The 21,836-nt window shown below is 36.6% G+C and carries 16 protein-coding genes; 7 read left to right on the top strand and 9 right to left on the bottom strand.

What is annotated here, in order from left to right; all coding sequences use genetic code 11:
• The first annotated feature begins 153 nt into the window (after positions 1-153).
• Entirely contained in the window at positions 154-1,299 is a 1,146-nt protein-coding gene (locus tag BCR25_RS08385) for an ArgE/DapE family deacylase (protein WP_069663164.1), read from the top strand.
• Between the two features lie 759 nt (positions 1,300-2,058).
• On the opposite strand, the gene BCR25_RS08380 is transcribed toward BCR25_RS08385, so the two are convergent.
• The 6 genes from BCR25_RS08380 to BCR25_RS08355 form a co-directional block, all read right to left on the bottom strand.
• A complete protein-coding gene (locus BCR25_RS08380; protein WP_069663163.1) occupies positions 2,059-2,457 on the bottom strand; it encodes a DUF7006 family protein in 399 nt (132 codons plus the stop codon).
• A 44-nt stretch (positions 2,458-2,501) separates the two neighbouring features.
• Positions 2,502-3,929, bottom strand: coding sequence for an AcpB/EbpR/MafR family transcriptional regulator (locus tag BCR25_RS08375; RefSeq protein ID WP_069663162.1), 1,428 nt, complete (start codon positions 3,927-3,929; stop codon positions 2,502-2,504).
• 528 nt (positions 3,930-4,457) lie between these two features.
• The gene (locus tag BCR25_RS08370) at positions 4,458-4,799 is read right to left on the bottom strand and encodes a hypothetical protein (protein ID WP_139243105.1); all 342 of its coding nucleotides are present in this window, start codon (positions 4,797-4,799) and stop codon (positions 4,458-4,460) included.
• Between the two features lie 28 nt (positions 4,800-4,827).
• Positions 4,828-5,406: a hypothetical protein gene (locus BCR25_RS08365; protein WP_069663160.1), complete on the bottom strand. Its 579-nt coding sequence runs from the start codon at positions 5,404-5,406 to the stop codon at positions 4,828-4,830.
• Between the two features lie 45 nt (positions 5,407-5,451).
• Entirely contained in the window at positions 5,452-5,967 is a 516-nt protein-coding gene (locus BCR25_RS08360) for a hypothetical protein (protein WP_139124554.1), read from the bottom strand.
• Between the two features lie 341 nt (positions 5,968-6,308).
• Positions 6,309-8,849 carry a BspA family leucine-rich repeat surface protein gene (locus tag BCR25_RS08355; protein WP_069663159.1) on the bottom strand — a complete coding sequence of 847 codons (2,541 nt, stop codon included), beginning with the start codon at positions 8,847-8,849 and terminating at the stop codon, positions 6,309-6,311.
• Between the two features lie 454 nt (positions 8,850-9,303).
• Between BCR25_RS08355 and map the strand changes: the two genes are divergently transcribed.
• From map to BCR25_RS08335, 4 genes are all read left to right on the top strand, one after another.
• On the top strand, positions 9,304-10,068 hold the full coding sequence (gene map / locus BCR25_RS08350) for a type I methionyl aminopeptidase (protein ID WP_069663158.1): 765 nt from the start codon (positions 9,304-9,306) through the stop codon (positions 10,066-10,068).
• 65 nt (positions 10,069-10,133) lie between these two features.
• A complete protein-coding gene (locus BCR25_RS08345; RefSeq protein ID WP_069663157.1) occupies positions 10,134-10,505 on the top strand; it encodes a pyridoxamine 5'-phosphate oxidase family protein in 372 nt (123 codons plus the stop codon).
• Positions 10,506-10,638: 133 nt separating this feature from the next.
• Positions 10,639-11,271 (top strand): sugar O-acetyltransferase, encoded by a 633-nt coding sequence (locus tag BCR25_RS08340; protein ID WP_069663156.1) that lies wholly within the window; start codon positions 10,639-10,641, stop codon positions 11,269-11,271.
• A 104-nt stretch (positions 11,272-11,375) separates the two neighbouring features.
• Positions 11,376-12,362: a hypothetical protein gene (locus tag BCR25_RS08335; protein WP_069663155.1), complete on the top strand. Its 987-nt coding sequence runs from the start codon at positions 11,376-11,378 to the stop codon at positions 12,360-12,362.
• Positions 12,363-12,451: 89 nt separating this feature from the next.
• Here BCR25_RS08335 and BCR25_RS08330 read toward each other — a convergent pair whose 3' ends face one another.
• Positions 12,452-13,930 carry a glucosyltransferase domain-containing protein gene (locus BCR25_RS08330; protein ID WP_069663154.1) on the bottom strand — a complete coding sequence of 493 codons (1,479 nt, stop codon included), beginning with the start codon at positions 13,928-13,930 and terminating at the stop codon, positions 12,452-12,454.
• A gap of 265 nt (positions 13,931-14,195) precedes the next feature.
• On the opposite strand from BCR25_RS08330, the gene BCR25_RS08325 reads away from it, so the two are divergent.
• Entirely contained in the window at positions 14,196-14,717 is a 522-nt protein-coding gene (locus BCR25_RS08325) for a GNAT family N-acetyltransferase (RefSeq protein ID WP_281247169.1), read from the top strand.
• A gap of 107 nt (positions 14,718-14,824) precedes the next feature.
• Here BCR25_RS08325 and BCR25_RS08320 read toward each other — a convergent pair whose 3' ends face one another.
• On the bottom strand, positions 14,825-15,472 hold the full coding sequence (locus BCR25_RS08320; protein WP_069663152.1) for a FusB/FusC family EF-G-binding protein: 648 nt from the start codon (positions 15,470-15,472) through the stop codon (positions 14,825-14,827).
• Positions 15,473-16,314: 842 nt separating this feature from the next.
• Here BCR25_RS08320 and glmU point away from each other — a divergent pair.
• Positions 16,315-17,691, top strand: coding sequence for a bifunctional UDP-N-acetylglucosamine diphosphorylase/glucosamine-1-phosphate N-acetyltransferase GlmU (glmU, locus tag BCR25_RS08315; RefSeq protein WP_069663151.1), 1,377 nt, complete (start codon positions 16,315-16,317; stop codon positions 17,689-17,691).
• A 146-nt stretch (positions 17,692-17,837) separates the two neighbouring features.
• On the opposite strand, the gene BCR25_RS08310 is transcribed toward glmU, so the two are convergent.
• Positions 17,838-21,644, bottom strand: coding sequence for a 5'-nucleotidase C-terminal domain-containing protein (locus BCR25_RS08310; protein ID WP_069663150.1), 3,807 nt, complete (start codon positions 21,642-21,644; stop codon positions 17,838-17,840).
• Positions 21,645-21,836: the final 192 nt, after the last annotated feature.

Below are 21,836 nucleotides of genomic sequence, written 5' to 3'. Positions count from 1 at the left end.
TTTTACTAAGTATAAAATACTTGGTAAGGCTTTTTTTATTTAACGAAAAATAAAAATAGGTGTACAATTAAGAGGTAAGGAACAATATCCAACCTTTTTCCACACATAATAATGAAGAATCTTGGATGTATCATATGAAAGAAGGCATATATAATGGAAAAACAAGAAAAAATTCAAATTTTAAACGATCTTGTCGCAATCAAATCGGTCAATGGCAATGAAAAGGAAGTTGCAAAATATTTGAGTGAACTCTTTAAAAAACACGGAATCGATTCTTCTTTTTTAGAATATGAAAAAGATCGGGATAACTTGATTGTTGAAATCGGTAATAAAAATAATGACAAAGTTTTAGCTTTTTCTGGACATATGGATGTTGTATCAGCAGGAAATGCGGCTGATTGGACCTCTGATCCCTTTAAGCCTGAAATTCGTGACGGCAAAATGTACGGCCGCGGCACGTGTGATATGAAGAGTGGTTTAGCGGCTATGGCAATCGCCATGATTGAATTAAAAGAAGAAAAAGCGGATTTTAATGGACGTTTACGTTTATTGGCAACAGTCGGTGAAGAAGTTGGCGAGCTTGGCGCAGAGCAATTGACAAAAGAAGGCTATGTGGATGACGTGACATCAATGGTGATTGGTGAACCTTCTGGCTACGCAGGCATCGTTTACGCTCATAAAGGATCGATCAATTTTAAAGTGGCTTCTGTTGGAAAAAATGCTCATAGTTCAATGCCGCAACTTGGTGTAAATGCCATTGATCACTTGAATGATTTTTATACAAGAGCCAATCAATTATTCCGCAGTGAAACCCACACAGACGAAGTGTTAGGTGATTTTATTTATAATGTAACCATGATTTCTGGCGGGGAGCAGATCAACAGTATTCCTAGTGAAGCAAGTCTTCAAGGAAATATCAGAACAATTCCTGGCTATGATAATGATCTAGTCGTCAAAAAAATGAATGACTTAATCGATGAATTGAATCAAAAAGAAACATATCAGTTAACATTAACTATTGAGGCCAATAAAATTTCAGTCAAAAGTAAAAAAGATTCGGATATTGCAAAAATCGCCCAACAAGTGGCAAAAGCACATGTGGGTAAAGAGATTCCAATGGTTGGTATCTCCGGTACAACAGATGCAGCAGAATTCACGAAGGGCAAACAAGATTTCCCTGTAATTATTTTTGGTCCAGGTAATGAAACACCTCACCAAGTAGATGAATATGTAGATGTTGATAACTATTTGGAAATGATCGATATTTATAAAGATATGGCAGTGACTTACTTGAGATAATACTTTGTTGTAAATGAGTTTTTGACAATAAGCTTTTACGACAGCATGTAATTACAATGTAAAAGAGATTATATAGAATTTTTCACAACATAATGGGAAATAGATAAAGTGCGTCAAAGCTGGGAGTTAGTTTTGATGCACTTTTTTTGTGTGCGGGTGTGAATACTTTGATAAAATATGTTTGAGTATTAAAACTAGCCGCTATAGAAATTTCTGTTAATGATCGTGCATGTGATACCTGTTTTCTTTTTCAGTACTTTTTACATATGAGGAGGAACTATGAATAATACTAAAGACAAATAGTTTATCTTGCCGAGTGAAAAAATACAGAGATGATATTTTTGTATATATCCGCTGCTAAGCAAGTCAAAATGAATGGGAAAAATTGTTGGGGACATGATTGTTACATGAATGATATCTGCTATAATTTAGGCTAACGATTGAGGTATTATACAAGGAGAATGATTTGGAAGAGCTTCTTAAAGAGAATTAGTAATTGTATCATGAATGGAGGGAAACCGATGGAAGGGCATCGAATAAAGCGATAATGAAGGAAAATAAGCTCTGTTTAAATCATAAAAGCGTAATAAAAGAGCCACTTTTCATGTAGTGACTCCAAAAAGGTAAACTTTTATGAGCAAGTCTAGATCTGTAACGATTTTTGATCCAGCGATATTTTTGTAAACTCTCATCAGATAATTTAATAATAGATAAATTGTTTCTACTGAGCTTAATTAAATACCAATCAAAAATATAGCATCACCTAAAACATAGGACAGAACAATGTCCGTTTTTATTTTTCGAAGTTTTCTGAACCTGTTTAAATAACATTGACGGCTTTTCAATATTTTCTTTACACAACATAGAATCAAAGATATAGAGCTGATACTCGCTTTTAATTAGTCTAACTATTTCTGTTTCAGCAAGCTTTAATTGATCCATCGTTCTTAAGTAAAAGCTCAACAATTGAATTTTTGATTCCAGTTGTAGCATACAAGTAACTAAAGGCAATAACTCTTTTCTTTTGTATTCATTAAATAATTCATACAGTTCATTTTTCAACTCAAAATAAAAAGTGTTGAGAATCTGATGGTTTTGAATATCGTATTCATCCAAAAAGCAATCTAGTTCTTTAACAATCCTCTCAAATTCGCTCATAATTTCTCTCCTTTTTATTCGGCGTTTGTAAAATCGATAATCATTTAGCTCTGCAGTGCAGTAGCAAACTGGATCAACTCTCCTACATTGGTCAGCTTTGAAAAATGGATGATTTTGGTATTTTCACAAAAATCATAATTAAACGGAACGATATTTGTAATTATTTTGTTGTATGCTTGCTGTCTAAGATCGCATCCTTGAATGTCTTCTTCATATAAAATGGTCGCCTGACTGTTAAAAAAATTCTCAAAAACGATCCGGGCCGACTCATCAATAACAGAGTCATTAGATAATAAAATCAATAAATCTTCAGAGTTAAAAATAACATTATTAACAAATAAATATAACAAAAGTGAAGCAGAGAAATCTGGAATAAACGCGTTCTGAAAATAGCTTGGAAGATCATTTTTATTGTTAAGAAAATCACATAGTTCGTTATAAAGTATTGGATTCAGTGATTGAGCAAATTTATTATTTTCTTCGGTATTTTTTAAATAGGTTTCACCTAAACAAATTTTGGTATATTGACGGGAAAGAAAATCCATCACCGTAGTCTCTAGTTCATTATCTATTGGTGCCATCCTTTTTTGAGAAAGAAAACTGACGATGCTGCGACAAAATTTTCCACAGGTTGAGGAAATATCTATAAGAGGGATTTTAGTAGAGTTACTTTGATTCCAGTGTGAGTAAAGCATTAAAAAGATAAACGTGGCTTCTTTAAATAAAACACTGTTTGAATAATGACTTAAACAGGAAATTTTTCGTAGTTCAAGGAACAGAGGAACAAATAAATGATCCAAAATAGCCAGCTCGCTAACGGGATAATCAAACTCTATCTTTCCTATCCCTGCTCGTCCAAGAGACAGATTCAGTATATTTTTGATCCTTTTTACGGAAATAAAACGACCGTCTAATAAGAATAGCTCAATTAACTGCTTTTGGTGCCCATTTGGTACTTCATAAATCTCAATAAAACTTGACTCACAGTACAAATCCCAAAAAAACTTTCTTGCATCTAATTCTTTTCCTATAAATTGAACAGGTGAAAAGGACAAATTTATTCTATAGGGCTTAACGATTTTTTTAAGTTTTTTCAGCAATCTTAAAATAGTGGATTCAGATAATGATATTTTTTCAGCCCACTCTACATAGTTTAAACATTCACCTGAGTATATGCCTTCAATAATCTGAATCAACGGCTCTTGTCGAATATAAACTTGCTTCTTGAAATGATAGATGCTGTAATCATTTATTATCAGTTCAATTCCACGGTTGGAACCGCTAATTTCAACAGAATCCTCAAAATGACTTCTAATTTCATTTAAATCAGACAAAATAGTTCGTTTGCTCATTTTTAATTCTTCAGCAATCTCTTTTACCTGAACAATTTGTTTCTTTTCCAGTAAATTCAAAATCTTTAAGCATCTTTTGCTCAGCATATTAGTGACAATTTGATCTGTTAAGGACTCCATACATCTTCCTCCCCCGTTTTGTTACAGCCTTCTTATTTTCTTCCCAATTCACTCCTTCAAATGTATTTCCCGAGATATAATTCCAATAAAAAAACAATAGTTTTTAAATAATACTAAACTCATTTATAATATAGCATGTTAAAACTAAGTCAGTACAGTCAAAGTTTGCATTTGCATGTGAAACAAAGAACTAAAAAATAATGTTAAAAAAGAGAAATAGCTCAATTGTATCCATTTATTTCATTGACTAGAGCATTCATAAAGAGCGTTGTTGATTTAAGCAACTATTGCTTTGGGGTACAATCGATAGCTGCTGCTGATCGCTCAATAAATGGTTCATCCTTATTCTATCATTTGATAGTTACGCCGCATTATTAATCAAGAAAATATATAATCCATAAAAAAATTGATCATTGAAAACTACGGATTTCAACAACCAACTTTTTTATATCCATCATTTGCACTGTTTTGATAAAAGCAAAGAAGTTGGCCCCTGCAGCTAAATATATAGACACATCAAGCTCTTACCTATATATATCTTTCTTTATCTTTAATCATTCTTCTCCAAGATAGTAATACAGTCACCAATAAAACATAGATTACAGCTAAACAAATAGAATTTTGATTCATTGAAAGAGTGCCTAATTTAGGAAGTTGATGACCCTCTACCTTTTTCTCATTTGGTACTTTAATAATGATTTCTTCAAAGTCAGATTCAGGATCAGCATCAACGTGACTTCCTACTCTTCCGCTTATATGCATTTCAGAAGAATAACTGGCTACTGCTGAAACAGGGTACAGCAAGAAGATCAATCCAACAATGATTAGAGCTAATGACATCCTCTTTAGTTTTCTAAAAATTCTATACACCCCCAGTCATCCAGCTAGTTTCAATCATTTAAGAGATGATCGGAACAAATTTAAGAACTAAATTAAAGCTTGGATTGACTTCAGAGGATAAACTTGCGGCTCCTGAGGCTTCACCGCTTAAGGAAAAGTTGTTTACTGCACCTGTTGAATTACTATTGTCGTCTAAAATAAACAACAAATCAGTTCCATCCAGACCTGTACTCTTCGTACCGCTATCAATCAGTTCAATCGTATTGATCAATAGTTCATCAATCAATGTAGCTGACTGTATATCCTCTACATCCTCTACATACACTTCAACTTTTTTCGCTGAGTTATTCGTGATTGTATAATTGGGTCCAACTAAATTTGTCACATCATTGCTGTCGCTGTAAAAGAGTGCTGTCGTTGGAAGTGTTACATTAATCCATTGGTCTGTATCAGCAGGATCTGGACCAGGAGTCGTGTTATCAAATTCTCCAAGAATACCATTTACCGGAACGGTTGCCTGATTATTTCCATCTTCTCTTCCATCAATAGTTTGTGTTGCGTAAGCTGAAACTCCAGCTGTAAATAATACAGCGCCCATCGCAACTATGCTTGTTGCTAAACATAAATTTTTTTTCATAATTTTTCTCCTTCGTTTCTATTACGTATTTATAATTAATTTCTATTAATTATCAACTGTTATAGATATAGCTGCTTTTGTAGCGCCTTGTTTTTCATTCGTTTCAGGATGATACAGTGTTACAGTCGCTGTAGCAGGATAAACGCCCTGCTTCAAATTTTTTAACAGCTTAACTTGTAAAATTTCCTGATTCGGATGAATCGCACCAGAATAATAAACCTCTTCACCAGTTTCATCTAAAGTGACGCTGACTGAAATAGGATAAACATTCGTTTCTGGATTAATAATTTGCAGCATCCCTTCACTTTCACCGTCAGGGAAACGAGCAGCTGGATTGATCGTTAAAGTAAAATAATTTGCATCTGCAACTTCTTGAGCAACCTCAGCAAGCGAACGATCTTTTGCATCTCCTACCGCAGGAAGTAAATCGCTGCTAATAATTTCTGCTTTTTCCCGAGTCAGATAAATGTATCCTGCTGACAGCACACAAGCAAACAACACCAGACACAAAATCCAGCGAACTTTTTTCTTTGTAGTCCATTTCGACTCTGTCATTTTCATGAAAAACTCCTTTTTAATTGTATTAACCAATTCTCTTTTATAATTATTTTTGTGAATAAACAGCATTATGACGTATTTATTTATCAAGAGCATTGAATGATACAGTATGATTTTAGTAACGATGTTCAAGCGCAATCGTTCATTTTCAGCTGTTAACTAAAATTAATTTATCACATGAGATCGAGCTTGTGACTTTCTTTCTTTGCGTATACCACTGCACAAAGAGATAAAACAAACGATGATGAAGAAACGATTATTTGTGTGTACTGATACAATGTCCATTTAATAATCCATTTTATAGCTATCGCTTATTCTCTTTTCAACAGGTTCGGTGACGATAATCAAATACTCAGTTTAAAAATTATTTCAAAATAAGGATTGCTTTCCGAACTTTGTGCACGCGCGTCACCGGAAAAGGTAAGTATTTCACTCTCTCCAGAATTTAAAGTCAGTGCATCAAAAGCAGTAACAGTAATGATATTTCCGCCAATGATCAGATCGATATCGTATAAATAAGGCTCTCCGTGGAGATGCAGTAGGAATAGACGATCGAGATCTCTTCCATTTTGAATGCTGTCAATCGAAAGTGTAATTGGGACAGATGAAAGATTAGTAAAGCTATATTCTGGAGAGTTGATTGATTGAAGAAAACCATCTAATGGCTCACCATAAAACATCATTGAAACGGGTAAAATAACCTCAATCCATGGTTCGGCTTCCTCCCAGATATAAGTGTCGCTTTGACCGGAATAGCTGGTCACAAAATCTACACTTGAATCGAAGCGGAGCTCTGCGTTTTCTCCGATCCAACCACCTGAAAATACTGAAGATGTGGTATCGATTGACGGTAATGCTACTCCAGTATTCCAAAAGCGAAAATTTGGTCCCAAGTGAAGCTTTTTCAAGCGAACACAGTCAGCAAACATATTATTGGCAGCTGTTACATTGTTTGTATTCCAATTCATGAAGTCCAGTTCTTCTAGCTGCACACATCCTGAAAACATGTTGGTCAGTGTTCGCGGTGTCACTGTCCATGAAGACATATCCACATCTACGAGTGACAGACAATTTAAGAACATATTGCTCATATCCGTCACATTTGTCATTGAATTGCCTCCCATTGATACTTTAGTCAGTGATTGGCATCCTGAAAACATTGAAGCTGTATTCACTGCACTTACAGAAGCAAAAGAAGTGGAAAAACTGACCTCTTCAAGATTTGTACAATTCAAAAACATATTATTTCTCGATTCTACGTATCTGGAAGTAATCTCAGCTTTCTTTAATGAGGTGCATCCGGAAAACATATTGTTCATTGATACATTTGCGTTAGCAGAAAAATATCCACTAAATTCTTCCAGTGATGTACAGTTCATAAATAAAGCAGTCACGTCTACTATTCGATTAATAAATTGAGTAGAAAAAATCACGATTTTTAAGCTATGGCAATTTTGAAACATATAATTCATTCGAATAAATTCATTGAGATTTAATGCATAAAAATTTGATAGATCGACTGTCACCAATTTACTGCATCCGGAAAACATATAGCCTCTGAGAGTAGTTACAGTTCCGCTGAGTGGTGAATACTTGCTGATTTTTGGCAGCGTAATGGCTTCTAAGTTTGTGCACTCTGCAAACATATACTGACTGTTGACGATATTGGTGAAATCTGCATCAGTTGAATCAAAATTGACCATCGCAGAGCAGCTTCGAAACATATTGTTAGCATTTACTTCACGATACGTATTATCTAGAAGATTCAGATTTTTAGCAATAAATGAAACCAGGCCACTGTTACTAAACATATTGGATATATCTTGAGCACTTGCCAAATTGAATGGATTGTCAAAACTTGTTAAGCTTCTACAATTTGAAAACATATTAGAGAAATTCGTGGTATTTCTCGTATCAAAGCTAGAAATAAATTCATTGAGTACTGAACTGGGAAGAACATTAGCTCCGGCAAACATCGCATCCATACGTGTTACATTGGCTGTACTAAAATGGCCTGTCAATGAGGTTAGACGTTGGCAGCCTTGAAACATATAACTCATACTTGTGACAGCAGCTGTATCAAAAGAACTTAAATCCAATGTTTCCACGCTTGTACATTGATAAAACATATACGCCATTGAAGTTACCTTCGATGTATCAAAGGTAGACACATCCAAATTTCGTCCTCGCCAAAAATCAAACATGTGTGACATATCCGTTACATTAGAAGTATTAAATGAGCGTAAATCCAATGAATAAAGATTGTTGCAATTTTGGAACATATAGCTCATGTTAGTAACAGACGAAGTATCCAACAGATTTAACCCAGTTATCGCTGAAAGATTGCTCAATCCGCTGAAGAGATAAGCTCCACTCGTAACAGTCACTGGACCGGCTATCTGAATATACGTAATCAGAGCTCTGTAATCATACCAGGGAACATCAGTATGATTTTGCAAAGAAGCCATTTGACCACCTGAAATTGTTAACATTCCTGTATCTGCCAATGTCCACGAACAAGTTCCATGGCTTCCAACAGCTACATTGTATGCAGTAATGGCTTCCGTATTGGAAGTGAAATTTAAGTTGCCTTCTATCTCTAACACTCCTTGTTCTTCAACATTTCCGACTGGAAACAGGTCCTCCTCAATGCGTTCATTGCTTCCTTCTTCAACAAAATTATTAGTGGGCAGATTTTCATTGGAAAAATCTGTAGGTTGAGTGGGGGAAAAAGAATCCAGATAGTTTAACTTAAAAGATGGATCTATAATTGAATTATTTTCTTCCGTTGAAACTGCATAAGCCTTTACAGCGACTAAAGGAACAGAGCCGCTTCCCAACAAAGATAAAAGACTGATTATTGTTAATTTCCTGCTGCTTCTCATTGCTTAGTATGACCTCCTGAAAAAAACAGATTATTTAAAAGGCTTCAATTAATTAAACTAGAAAAACCAAGGATTACTTTTTCAGTTTAATAAATAGCTGCGATTTTATTTAGTTAACATAACTGCGGTATAATTAAATCAGCAAAAATGATTCTCAATATATTCTTTTATCATTAAGAACTTCTTGCTCTCCTTATTTTAAAGGGGATAAGTCTGTTTTTGTATTTCAATCTTTTCATACCAGCATGCATATTCTGACTATAGGCTCTTTAATGGATAATATATTATAAAAATCTACAGGAGATAGCTGATGAACACGGTCTTTATTCTAAACCAAGCAAAAATGAGAGTCCGGATCTACTAATCTGTTTCAAACGTAGTATACTTAAATGGTATACTCTGAAAAATGATATTTTGCATATGTATGACTACCTTTAAGAGAAGAGGAAAAAAATTGATTACACTAAAATCAAAAAGAGAAATAGCTAAAATGGAAGCTTCAGGAGCATTATTAGCAGATGTACATAAGCAATTACGTACCTTTATTAAGCCAGGAATTACCAGTTGGGATATTGAAGTATTTGTCCGTCAGTATATTGAACGTCATGGCGGTATTGCTGCTCAAATTGGGTTCGAAGACTATGAATACGCTACTTGCTGCAGCATCAATGATGAAATCTGTCACGGCTTTCCTAGAAAAAAAGCGCTAAAAGATGGCGATCTAATTAAAGTGGATATGTGCATCGATTTAAACGGTGCAATTTCAGATTCTTGTTGGGCATATGCGGTGGGAGAAACAACAGAAGAAACGAAGCGTTTAATGAATGTTACTAAAAAAGCATTGTATTTAGGTATTGAACAGGCGAAAGTTGGGAATCGAGTGGGAGATATTGGACATGCGATTCAAACCTATGTTGAGTCGCAAGGATATAGTGTGGTTCGAGATTTTATTGCTCATGGTATTGGTCCGACCATTCATGAGGAACCGTTTTTTGCGCATTATGGCGAACAAGGAAAAGGAATACGGTTAAAAGAAGGCATGACGATCACTATAGAACCAATGGTCAATGCGGGTTCTTGGGAAATGCAAATGGAGTCAAATGGCTGGTGTGCTAAAACAAAAGACGGTAGTTTGAGCTGTCAGTATGAGCATAGTATTGCCATTACAGAAACGGGTCCAATCATTTTAACCTCACAAGGGGAAGAAGGAACCTATTGATTGCTTTAGCTGGGAATGTCTAAATGTTTTATTTGAGTTATCTGTAATAAATAGGAGGATTTTGTATGTTTGATGAAAAATTTAAAGAAGTTTTAATGCATGAAGGGCCTGTTTCTTTGACGACGTGGGCGAATAATGATGCGCATGTCACCAATACCTGGAACAGCTATTTGAAGTTGACAGAAGATGGTCGGATTTTATTGCCAATGGCAGGAATGCATTCGACAGAAGCAGATTTAGCGATCAATAATCAAGTAAAAATGACAATGGCTTCCAGAGAAGTGCAAGGAACGATCGGTGCAGGGGCTGGTTTTTACGTTGAAGGAACAACTGAATATCTTGATTCAGGCGAAGAATTTGACCTTATGATCAGTGAATTTCCTTTTCTAAGACGTGTTATGGTCGTTCATCCTACTTTGGTAAAACAAACGATTTAGCAGAAAAATAAATAGATTAAGACACAAAGAGTGAGACAGAAGTATTTTTTCCTTTCGTTTCACTTTTTTTGTTGAGAAGCTATCTCTTCAGTAAAGTGATAGCGTATACTAAAAGGAAAAGGAGTGATAAGTGATGACAATGAGAGAAAGAATTCGCACAGGGAAATTGTTTTTAGATAATTGTGAAAATCTTCCAGAAGAACGAATGCAGGCAAAAAAACGAATGATGCAGTTTAATCAAACGTTTCCAGATGAAATCGAAAAGAGATTTACACTTTTAGATGAGATTTTTGGAGTAAAGATCAATGCATGGATCGAACCACCGTTTTATTTTTGTTATGGCTACAATATCGAGCTTGGTGAAGAATGTTACTTGAATATGGGCTGTCAGTTTATTGATGATGCAAAAATCAAAATTGGCAATAAGGTTGCTTTTGGTCCCAGTGTGACCATTGCTACAGTTGGCCATCCCATTCATCCAGAGTATCGACGTTTGATGTATGGTGATCCAGTAACGATCGAAGACAATTGCTGGATCGGTGCGAATACGACGATTTGTCCGGGAGTAACAATTGGTGAAAATAGTGTGATCGGTGCAGGAAGCATTGTGACGAAAGATATTCCAGCGAATTCAGTCGCAGTTGGGAATCCTTGTAAGGTACTGCGTGAAATCAATGAACAGGACCGTGCATTTTATTATCGAGATCGTCCGTTTAGTAAGGAAGATTTAGCAGAAGTCTATCGGCTAAATGGCGGTTCGATGTAGTGAAAGAAAATGGAGTTGATTGAGGTGGTTTTCTGGATAGTGTTTACATTTATATACTAGCTGCCTATCCAATACATGCGTTCTTTTTTTGGTTGATAGTAAAATTGTATTCATTCAATCAAGTAACACATAAGGTAGCGCTTAGACTAGGGCGTGAACAAGCTGAATGGGAAAGGCGGGTAGCTGGTGTTGTGGTAGCGGGTGTTTCTATTTTTGGTGTTTCTCAAATACTCCACTATTATTTGTTTACTTTAGCGGGGATGTGGCTTTTACTGTTTTCAGCAGGACTCTTTTTTTTCAGTTGTCTGATTCCCCTAGGAGCTATATGGGTACCCTTTATGAAGAATAGTATCAAGGAATGGCATTTTTTAAAACGATGTTATTGGAAGTTTATTGGTGCGTATACGTTGTTGTGGGGCGTATTGCTCTTAACGGATATGAATTTTATTTATTATTTTGAAAGTGAATATAGTAGTAATCCGCTAAAAAATATTGGTGGTATTTGTCTGATTTTATTAAGTTTATACGTATTATTTACTATTTCTGCTAAATATTATCTTAGTCCAAAGAAAAACAAAGAGGACAATGAAAAATCTGTTTTTGATTTGATCATGGATTCTTTCGTAGAGCGATATAAAAAATGGTGGAATAATAATCTATATAAGCGTAATCAGCCACTGTTCATCGCTTTTTTACCGTTAATGGTATTAGGTTTAGTGGTTATTCCGTTTTGTTTTATTGATGATACGATTGCTACGATTATAGTTTTTATGAAAGTAGTTCCTTATTTGATTAATGTGTTGGTCGTTGTTCTATTGAGGAAGCTGTGGTTGAAGCGAAGGATTCCGAGTATCTTAGTGTTTATTTTGTCCGTAATTCTTTGTCTGGTCTGGTTGCTCGTCATGCTCTTTATCTATTTAGACTTTTCACAGATTGCCAATTTGAATGTATTTAACGGGTTGTCATTAAGAGAGATGGAAACCGTGATCGATGCACTACTGCTCCCAGTTAACATTTTTGCGCTTGGTTGGACATTGGTCTATGCAGTGAGAAATAGAAGAAAAGAACTGGCTCAAGACGTTTCGAGTTAGTTATGAAGTTCCTAAAGTCTGAATAAATAGTGGTAAAAAAGCAGCGCCTTCGGAAATAAGCCGAAGGCGCTTTTTACTAAGCCCATTTTCTACTTAACTAAAATATATAGTTTTTTCTCCTTTTCATAAATATCATAATAATAATCTGTCGACTTCAATTCGCTGTGTTCTTTATCAAAGCTAGCAAGATCAAAGGGTTGGATCATGATATTCATGCCAGTGTATGTTTTAAATACCACTTGATTAGGAAAAAAGATTGCTGTATTTGGCGGCACCATGTCTTGTAAGATAGGATAATTTCGTTTGGTATTGTCGAAAACAGGCGAGTCTTTAAAGAGCATTGATGCATAGACTTCTTTGGTTTCAGTAGTCACAAGATTTTTTAATGTCATTGCAAGCATAACACTTTGCCGCTCAAAGGCTCCCTTTTGATAGTACAAAGAAGAAGCAAAAACGAACGGAAATGAAAGCAAATAAAAACAAAAAAGGCCAGCTGTTCCCTTGACAGTAACATTCAGTATCGGCTGTGTTAGCTTGTAGTCCAATAATAGAATGCAGGTGATCGATGTAAAAACACCAAATCCATACGCATATCTTGGCGCAGCAAGAGCCAATTTTTCTGGGAATATTAAAAATACGCCATAACTTAAAATAGCACCTAAAATCAAATATAAAACTAGGTATATCAGACTTTTAAAAGGAGTGATCTTGGCATTTTTGACACTAAACACAATAAAAAAGATAATCAAAAAAAGAAAAAGAATGAACCAAATCTTGGTACTCTGATCAGAAATTTGTTGTAAATACATGGAGCTATTTGTAAATAAGGTAGCAGGAATATCCCTTAACTTAGCAATAGCAACATTGCCGCCACGAGCTGCCAACTCGGGATTGAATTTAGTTTCTATAAAATACATCAGCATCGCAACAATATATGCGCCAGCTGAAAGGAATACTTTTTTTAATGGGTCACTTATTTTTCCGCCAGCTAGTAACGTTTTTAACGCTAGTGCCAGTACCATGATAATATAGATTCCTGAAGAAGCCTGATAGGTGTTGCACATCATAAAAATACTGAAAGTAGACAGAATAAAAAAAATACTTCGTTTACTTTCCCACCAAAGAAATGGGAGCACAGAGAATAAAATACTTAATGCCATGTACGGACTATCGAATCTGAAACTGATACATTGTAAAAACCAAGGATTCAATCCAATCAAGGTAGAGACGACTAAGGGAAAGAATCGTAAGGTCTTATTATTCAATGTATAGACTACGATAATACTCGAAATAGCTAAAATAAAACCCGTTAGAATGTGCGTGAGAAGACCCATATCCGTCAAATGTCGGCTTCCTTGTACCAACCAAGACGCGACCTCGCTGCCCCATCTCGAGTAAGTACTTGCAAAGTCTGTGTTTCCAGCTTGTTGTCGGACTGTATCATCCATATAAGGAAAATTCACAAGTCCGATTGCTAAAATAGCGAGTTGATAAATGATAACTGTCATAAGCAGAAGTGCTTTATTTTTTTTACTCCAGTCAGTTAGTGCGGATATTTGGTAAATCATACCTTCAAAACCCTCTCTCGTTCGTTTTACGTTATTCATCACGAATAAGTATAACTGAATGAAAGAGGATTTAAAATAGCGAGCGAAACAATAAATAGTGTGAGTTGCTGTGTTTTTAGCTTAATTTGGTCCTTTATCTTTACATTCCCAGCGCTCAAAAGAGTTGAAAAGCGTTATACTTTTATACATAATAGAAAGATAAAAAGAAGCCAGATTTTATAGTATTTGAAAAAACTTGTAGAAATTTGCTTAGGGAGAGTAGATTATGATTGAAATCAAAAAAATAGATTTGAAAGATGTAGAGAATTTGAGACAATTAAGCATTAAGACATTCTCGGATACTTTTGCTAAGGACAATGACCCAGAAGATTTACAGCACTATTTGTCTACTGCATATACCGAGGAAAAGTTAACAAAAGAACTTAAAAATAAAGAGTCAGAGTTTTATTTTATTTATAAAGATGAGCAACTCGCTGGATATTTGAAGTTGAATGTGGGAAATGCTCAAACTGAGAAAATCGATAAGAACGGAATGGAAATTGAACGGATTTACGTTGATGCTACCTTTAAACGGCTGGGCTTAGGGAGAAAACTATATGAAATGGCCGAGATGAGAGCGACAGAATTAGGGAAAAAAATCCTTTGGCTAGGCGTTTGGGAGCGAAATCTACCTGCGTTGGCGTTTTATAAAAAATTGGGCTTTGTTCATTTGGGTCAACACTCTTTCTTTATGGGAGAAGATGAGCAGATTGATTTGATTATGGGAAAAGAGCTTCATGCAGAATAAAAAATTGCTGTCTCATTTTGTGCAGAAAATAAAAAATGAGAGAGCGGGACAAAACTAAAAATCCGATTTGTCCCGCTCTCTCGAAATTGTGCGACCTTATAGAGTCACTATTTCGTATATTTGACGTTCTGAACGAAAGCTTCTAATTCTTCTTTCCGCTCGATGTTATGGTTGCATTTTTCACTATCATAGCAAATGTAATTTCCACGTTTGGTGTACATACCATCACCAGATTCTTTTACTTTCGACATGAAAAGCGCAACTTCAGATGTTTCATGACAAATCGGACAAATGCCTTTTTGGATTGCTGGTGAAATACTACCTTGTACGCCAATAAATTGACCATCGATTAAAGCAACAATAAATTTTTGTTGTTTGCCGCTGTCATTCCAGCTGTAGAATGTATAGTCTCTAAGATCCAGCTCATCCCATTCAGGAATTTTTAGCTTTTTCGTCTTTTTAAATAGTTTGGTCAGTTGTTGCTTAGAAGGTGGCGTGAACGGAACAACAGCTTCTTTAAGACCCTCTAAAAAATGTTCCAGTCTTGGTTTTGAAGTAGCAGCTTCCAAGAAACCTTCCAGTAATGGTTGAAGTTCTTCGTGGTTTTCACCGAATTGTTCATTGATTTTTTCAAGCACGATTGCTTCTAGTGTTTTTACTGTATTTTTGTCATTTACAGATAGATGTGCCTGAAGTAAAATATTGGCTTGTTTTCTTATAAAATTATATTGATATGGTTGTAGTTTGTTAGTCATAATGGATTTCCTCTCTATCAATCAAAAGTGATAAAGTACTTGGTGTCAAAGGAGATCCTTAAATCAACCAAAGCACTTTATATATAGAAACCAACTCGGGCTTTTGATTGAGATACGTGTGTTTGTAAAAGTATCATATTATCACCCCCTTAAAATAAAAGCGGAACAAATCGCTTAATCCAGTAGAAAATTAGGAAATTGACATTGAGACGATTTTTGTCTCACTGACAATTTATCTATTTTCCTAAGGATTGATTTGAGTAGCTGGATAATACTAATGATCAACACTTTCTTACGAAAGTCTTGTACTGTTCATTATCAACTCAAATCCTTTCGTTGTGATTCTCAGCAAAAGCGGAACAAGCCGTTTAGCCTTGACAGAAAAATAGGAAAAATAAAATATGGCGTTATTTGCCATAATTTATTTTTATCTTTTTTCCGAGAGGTTGGCTTGAGCAGCTGGATAATACTAATGATCAACACTTTCTTACGAAAGTCTTGTACTGTTCATCATCAACTCAAATCCTTTCGTTGTGATTCTCAGCAAAAGCGGAACAAATCACTTAATCCAGTAGAAAATTAGGAAATTGATAGTGAGACGATTTTTGTCTCACTGACAATTTATCTATTTTCCTAAGGATTGATTTACGCACCTAAATAAATGACGATTCATCAGTTTATATAAATTTTCTCCTATTATAACGCACTTTTAGGTAATTGGTATAGTAAAAAAGAAATTGGTTCAGTTGAAAAACAACAAGGAGTAAGCTAAACTAAAACATGATTCTAAATCATATTGAAAAGACTAACTAAAAATAAATACACGCTTAGGAGTGAAGTAATTGGAAAACAGATATGTTATCATCCTCGCTGCCGGTAAAGGAACACGAATGAAGTCAAAATTGTATAAAGTGTTGCATCCTGTTGCTGGAAAACCAATGGTAGAACACATTATAGATCAGGTAGAAAAAACCAATCCAAGTGAAGTTGTAACAATCGTTGGTCATGGGGCTGAAGCCATCAAAAGCCATCTAGGCGAGCGTAGCCAATATGCTTTACAGGAAGAACAGTTAGGGACAGGACATGCTGTTTTACAGGCAAATTCACTATTAGCTGATAAAAAGGGTACAACACTTGTTATTACTGGTGACACGCCGCTTTTAACAGCAGAAACGTTAAAGAATCTGTTTGATTACCATCAAGGGAAAAATGCCAGTGCAACGATTTTAACGGCACATGCAGCAGATCCGACTGGATATGGACGCATCATTCGTGACCATATCGGAATTGTTGAAAAAATCGTCGAACAAAAAGATGCCACTGAACAAGAAGCGCGTGTACAGGAAATCAATACAGGAACCTTCTGTTTTGATAATGAAGCGCTGTTTAATGCGTTGTCTAAAATCAATACGAATAACGCTCAAGGAGAATACTACTTAACGGACATTATTGAGATCCTTAAAAAAGAAGGAAAAGCCATTGCTGCCTATCAAATGTCTGATTTTGAAGAAGCGATGGGGATCAATGATCGTGTTGCGTTGGCTTTAGCGAATAAAATCATGTATCAACGCTTGAATAAGATGCATATGATGAACGGTGTGACGTTTGTCGATCCAGATACAACGTATATCGATGAAGGTGCAGTGATCGGTTCTGATACAGTGATCGAGGCTGGTGTCCATATAAAAGGGAAAACAGTGATCGGTGAGGATTGCTTCATTGGCGCACATTCACAAATTATTGACAGTGTAATCGAAGATAACGTAAAAATCACTCAATCGGTTGTTGAAGAAAGTATCGTGCGGAAAAATGCCGATGTCGGTCCGTTTGCGCATCTTCGTCCTAAAGCTGAAATTGGCGAACATGTCCATGTCGGCAACTTTGTAGAAGTAAAAAATGCTACGATTGCTGAACATACCAAGGTTGGTCATTTAACTTATGTGGGAGATGCTGATCTAGGTAAAGATATCAATGTTGGCTGCGGGGTCGTTTTTGTAAATTATGATGGGAAAAACAAACACCGCACAACGGTGGGCGACCATGCCTTTATTGGGTCATCAACGAGCTTGATCGCACCTGTAGATATTGCAGCAAATTCAGTGATTGCGGCAGGCTCAACGATCACGAATGATGTAAGTGAGTACGATTTAGCGATTGCCAGAGCAAGACAGGAAAATAAGGCTGGCTATGCTAAAAAACTTCCGTATTTGAATAATTAAAGAATCAAAGACTCTAGGATAAAACGAAAAATCAGTTTTATCCTAGAGTCTAGATCCGAATAAACAGCGAGACAAAAGCAACTCCTCCGGAGCTAAACGCTTTTGTCTCGCCTTTTTTTGCGTACATTAAAGTCAGTTTTTCTTGGTTAACTTATTTTTCGTTTTCTATTGTATTCATAAATACCATAGCCAGAAAGACCAATGATTATAACGCCTAAGCTACCATAAGCAACTGCTTTTTCACCCATTTTTGGATAATCTGCTGTTTTTTTGTCTGGTTTTTTGTCTTTATTAGGCGCTTTTGGATCTTTAGGATCAGGTTCTGGATCAGGTTCTGGTTCAGGCTTCGGTTTAGGATCAGGATTTGGGTTAGGTATTGGTTCAGGTTTGAATTTATCATTGAAATCAGCCTCTGAAATCGAAACGATCCGTTCACCTGGGAAAGCCTCTTTGTATTGTGCAAGATCGATATTTGTCGCTGCCTCATACAGACGAAGTGTTGATGCTTGTTTCAAATAGTCAATCAAGACAGTGTCCAAGGAAGGACCTTCTTCACGTTCGCCGCCTAACATATCATATCCGTCGCCGCCAGCTGCTAAAAAGTCATTTGTCGCCATATAGTAGGTTGCTTTTTCGTCGATTGGTGCAAATTCACCCGTCGTGCGGTCTTGAACCTCAACACGTAGGACACGCTCGCCGACAATTGTTTTATCCGTTCCATTTCCTTCATCTGCGGGTAGTAGGGAACCTTTTTTCGTTGAATCGTAGTAAACACGAATCGTACTCGATACATGTAGGAATCCGCCGTTTGCGCCAAGTTTCGGTTGATTGTATTCATCAAGGATGATATTGCCGTTCTCGTCTTTTTGCGCCATAGAACGCAGAGACAGCTCAAACATCTCTTTTACCTGTGCGCCTGTTACTTGAATTTGAGAAATACTGTTGCCAAACGGTAACACAGCGATGACATCACCTAAGGTCACTTGTCCAGGTTCGATATTTGCTCGAATACCGCCGCCGTTTGTGACTGCGAAGTCTGTTTTGTGTTTAAATCCGTCTTGTCCATAATGGAGCATCGCATCCCCAATCAGGTTTCCTAAATTGGTTTCACGCGTACGGACATTGTCACGTTCTCCATTAAATTGGTACGGATTATTTTCAATAACAACTTCAGCGCCCCAAGCTTCAAAGTTTGCTTTGGCTTCATCGACTAACGCTTTGACTGCTGGATTTTCAGCAAGATCTGCTAATTCTGTTGCAGGAGTCAATGAAGCTGTTTTTTTGCTAAGATCTTTTAAATCAACATCAACTAAACCAACATTGTTCAAATAATTTCCTGTTTGTGTATAGATGACATTTCCAAAACGTTTGCCGCCAGCCACAGCTGTATGCGAATGACCATCTAAAACAGTAATATTTAAATCAGTAAATGTTTTGCTTAAACTTTCGGCTAAGGTGTCGCCGCGCCATTCATGAGGAGTGGTTTCGTCTATCCCTAAGTGACCAGCTACCACATAAGCATCAATAGTTTTGCCGGATGCTTTGATTTCGTTGATGGCTTTTTTTGTTTCCTCGATCGGATCGGCAAAAGTAACACCAACGATATTGTTTGGATGAGTTTTTGTTGCCGTTTCAGGTGTTGTTACACCGATGACAGCATAAGTCTTTTCATTTTTTTCTATGATCGTATATGGTTCAAAAGCTAGTTTGCCATCTTTGAATGTATTATTAGAAAGAATCGGGAAATTTAATGCGTCCTTGTAATCCATTGCTGTGTCGAAGCCAAAGTCAAATTCGTGATTTCCAACAGCCATCGCATCATAGCCCACTTCGTTCATCACTTTAGCCATATCCATGCCTTTAGAGAAATTAGAAATCGGCAACCCTTGGAATACATCGCCCACATCGATCATAAGATCAGGCTGGATCAGATCTTTATAGCTCTTTAAACGTGCCATTCCTAAAACATCACTGCCATTACCTTCTAAACGTCCGTGAACGTCATTTGTGTGCATGATCGTGATTGAGGTTGGTTCATAGCCTGCATTTCGTACATCTTCTTTGGTGATTGGTTTTACATTTGGTGTGCGTCCGTCTGCAGCAGGTTCTGTATGCAGAATGCCGTCATTTACTAATTGAACAGCCAGATCACGCCATTTTTTATCAAATTGATAGCCAATGATTTCCCAGTTTTCTTCGATTTCCTCTGCTGGATCAAGGGTTTGTTTTTCACGGATATAATCTGCGATCAATCCACGTAGTGTTTCTGGATCAGTTGAGACAAGAGGTTCTTCTGTGACTAGTCCTTGTGCCAGTAAGCCTTCGTAACGGTAATTGTTCATTGCCATTGTGTAAGTTGCATTTAAGTCTACAGGTTTTCCATCAATTGTGGGATCAATGATGCGGCTGCCGCTTGGTTTAGAAATATCGATTTTGTATGAAATGCCGGAAACAATATCATAATTATACACACGGATATTTGAGTTGAAGCTGATCGTTAAATCGTCTGGTCCTGGTGTGTTGTAGTAATCCGCTTGGTTTTCCATGTATTTCAATAAATTTTCACCAGTGATGTTGACACTGACTAGGGTATTCGGATATTTATAGATATCAAAGATATTCGAATAAGAAATGTCGCCAGCGTTTAGTTTACTATCTGCTTTAAATAGGGCTGAAGCTGCAAGTTGTGCGCCTGTCGCTTTACGTTGTACATTGTTGATCAGTGAAATCATCGCAGTTGGGCGTAACTGAGCTTCTGGAATTCCTTTAACTTCTTCAGGCGGTAAAAAGTCCGCTGTTGCCGTTCCTATTTTTTCGGAAATAAAGTTTCTTGTTGTGTCGTGGTATTCCTGGGTTTGTTCTTTTAAAGCTTCATCAGCAGCAACTGTTTTGGTATCGACGATTGCCGCATTACTGTTGGTGACCTGCCATTTGTCTTCTGTTTTTGCAATATCAAGATCGATCCGCACGAGCTCCGTTCCAGTGTCTTTGGGACCGCCTACAGGAACTAAGCCATCTGGACTTTGAAGCTGTTCGGCGAACGAGCGATGGTCATGACCTAAAATATAGGCATCGATACCCGAAACATTGTTGATCACTTGATCTGCACTGGCAGCTGGATCGGAACTTTGACGACCAGCATGAATGGAAGCGATGATAATATCCGTTTCATCCTGCAATTCAGCGACCGCTTTTTCAGCTTCTTCTTTTAACGGATTAAAATAGAGACTATCAACCTTAGCACCGTCCCACAAAGGAATTTGAGGTGTTGTTAAACCGATGATCCCTACCGTTAGATCCTTAGTACCGTCACCATCGATGTCGATTTCTTTTTTCATAGTGCCGCCAACAAAATGCTCATTTGTTTCTTTGACGTAGGTATTGGCAGATAAGATTGGAAATTCTGCTTCATTATCAAGCTTTTTGATCAAATCCAAGCCAAAATTAAACTCATGGTTCCCCAAAACCATTGCGTCATAGTTCATGTAGTTCATTGCCTTGATCATTGGATTTGGTTGATCGATCAGAGGTGCTTTGTTATATAAATCATCCGTTAAAATCGTTCCTTGATTCATATCCCCATTATCAATCAGGATCGTACCATTAGGATTTTCTGATCGAACATTTGCGACGACTGAGCTAACTTGTGCGAGTCCGACAGGCGTTTGTTGGTCATCTTCATAAGACCAGTTCCATAATTGACCGTGAACATCAGAGGTTCCTAAAATCGTCAATCGTTGCGGTGTATCAGCAGCTGTAGCTGTTTGCTGCTCTTTTGTTTGTTCAGTTGATGTAGTACTTGAAACTGTAGTGCTTTCTGTTTTTGTTTTCGTTTCACCTGCTAATGCATGATCAATAGCTAGTACTGTTGTTGCACCAGTGCTTGCCAGTAACGTAGAAACCATTAATACCTGTAACCCGACTTGTACTTTCTTCAAAACAGACTTTTTCACAAAATTCCTCCTTAATATTAGTAACAACGTTCCACTTCGCTCCACCTTGTACTGTTCATCATCAGTTCAATTCTTGTCACTGTGATTCTCAGTAAAAGCGGAACAAATCGTTTAATCCTGTAGAAAATTAGGAAATGGACATAGAGATGCTTTCTGTCTCAAGGGCCATTTGTCTATTTTCCTAAGGATTGA

This window comes from Enterococcus termitis, from assembly GCF_001730305.1.
Lineage (GTDB): Bacteria > Bacillota > Bacilli > Lactobacillales > Enterococcaceae > Enterococcus_L > Enterococcus_L termitis.
Note: the sequence above shows the minus strand (reverse complement) of the source record. Positions and strands in the feature narration are given on the sequence as shown.

Coding starts and splice junctions, on each gene's coding strand:
- BCR25_RS08385 (WP_069663164.1), top strand. CDS start 154: ATGGAAAAACAAGAAAAAATTCAAATTTTAAACGATCTTGTCGCAATC.
- BCR25_RS08380 (WP_069663163.1), bottom strand. CDS start 2,457: ATGAGCGAATTTGAGAGGATTGTTAAAGAACTAGATTGCTTTTTGGAT.
- BCR25_RS08375 (WP_069663162.1), bottom strand. CDS start 3,929: ATGGAGTCCTTAACAGATCAAATTGTCACTAATATGCTGAGCAAAAGA.
- BCR25_RS08365 (WP_069663160.1), bottom strand. CDS start 5,406: ATGAAAAAAAATTTATGTTTAGCAACAAGCATAGTTGCGATGGGCGCT.
- BCR25_RS08360 (WP_139124554.1), bottom strand. CDS start 5,967: ATGAAAATGACAGAGTCGAAATGGACTACAAAGAAAAAAGTTCGCTGG.
- BCR25_RS08355 (WP_069663159.1), bottom strand. CDS start 8,849: ATGAGAAGCAGCAGGAAATTAACAATAATCAGTCTTTTATCTTTGTTG.
- BCR25_RS08345 (WP_069663157.1), top strand. CDS start 10,134: ATGTTTGATGAAAAATTTAAAGAAGTTTTAATGCATGAAGGGCCTGTT.
- BCR25_RS08340 (WP_069663156.1), top strand. CDS start 10,639: ATGACAATGAGAGAAAGAATTCGCACAGGGAAATTGTTTTTAGATAAT.
- BCR25_RS08330 (WP_069663154.1), bottom strand. CDS start 13,930: ATGATTTACCAAATATCCGCACTAACTGACTGGAGTAAAAAAAATAAA.
- BCR25_RS08325 (WP_281247169.1), top strand. CDS start 14,196: ATGATTGAAATCAAAAAAATAGATTTGAAAGATGTAGAGAATTTGAGA.
- BCR25_RS08320 (WP_069663152.1), bottom strand. CDS start 15,472: ATGACTAACAAACTACAACCATATCAATATAATTTTATAAGAAAACAA.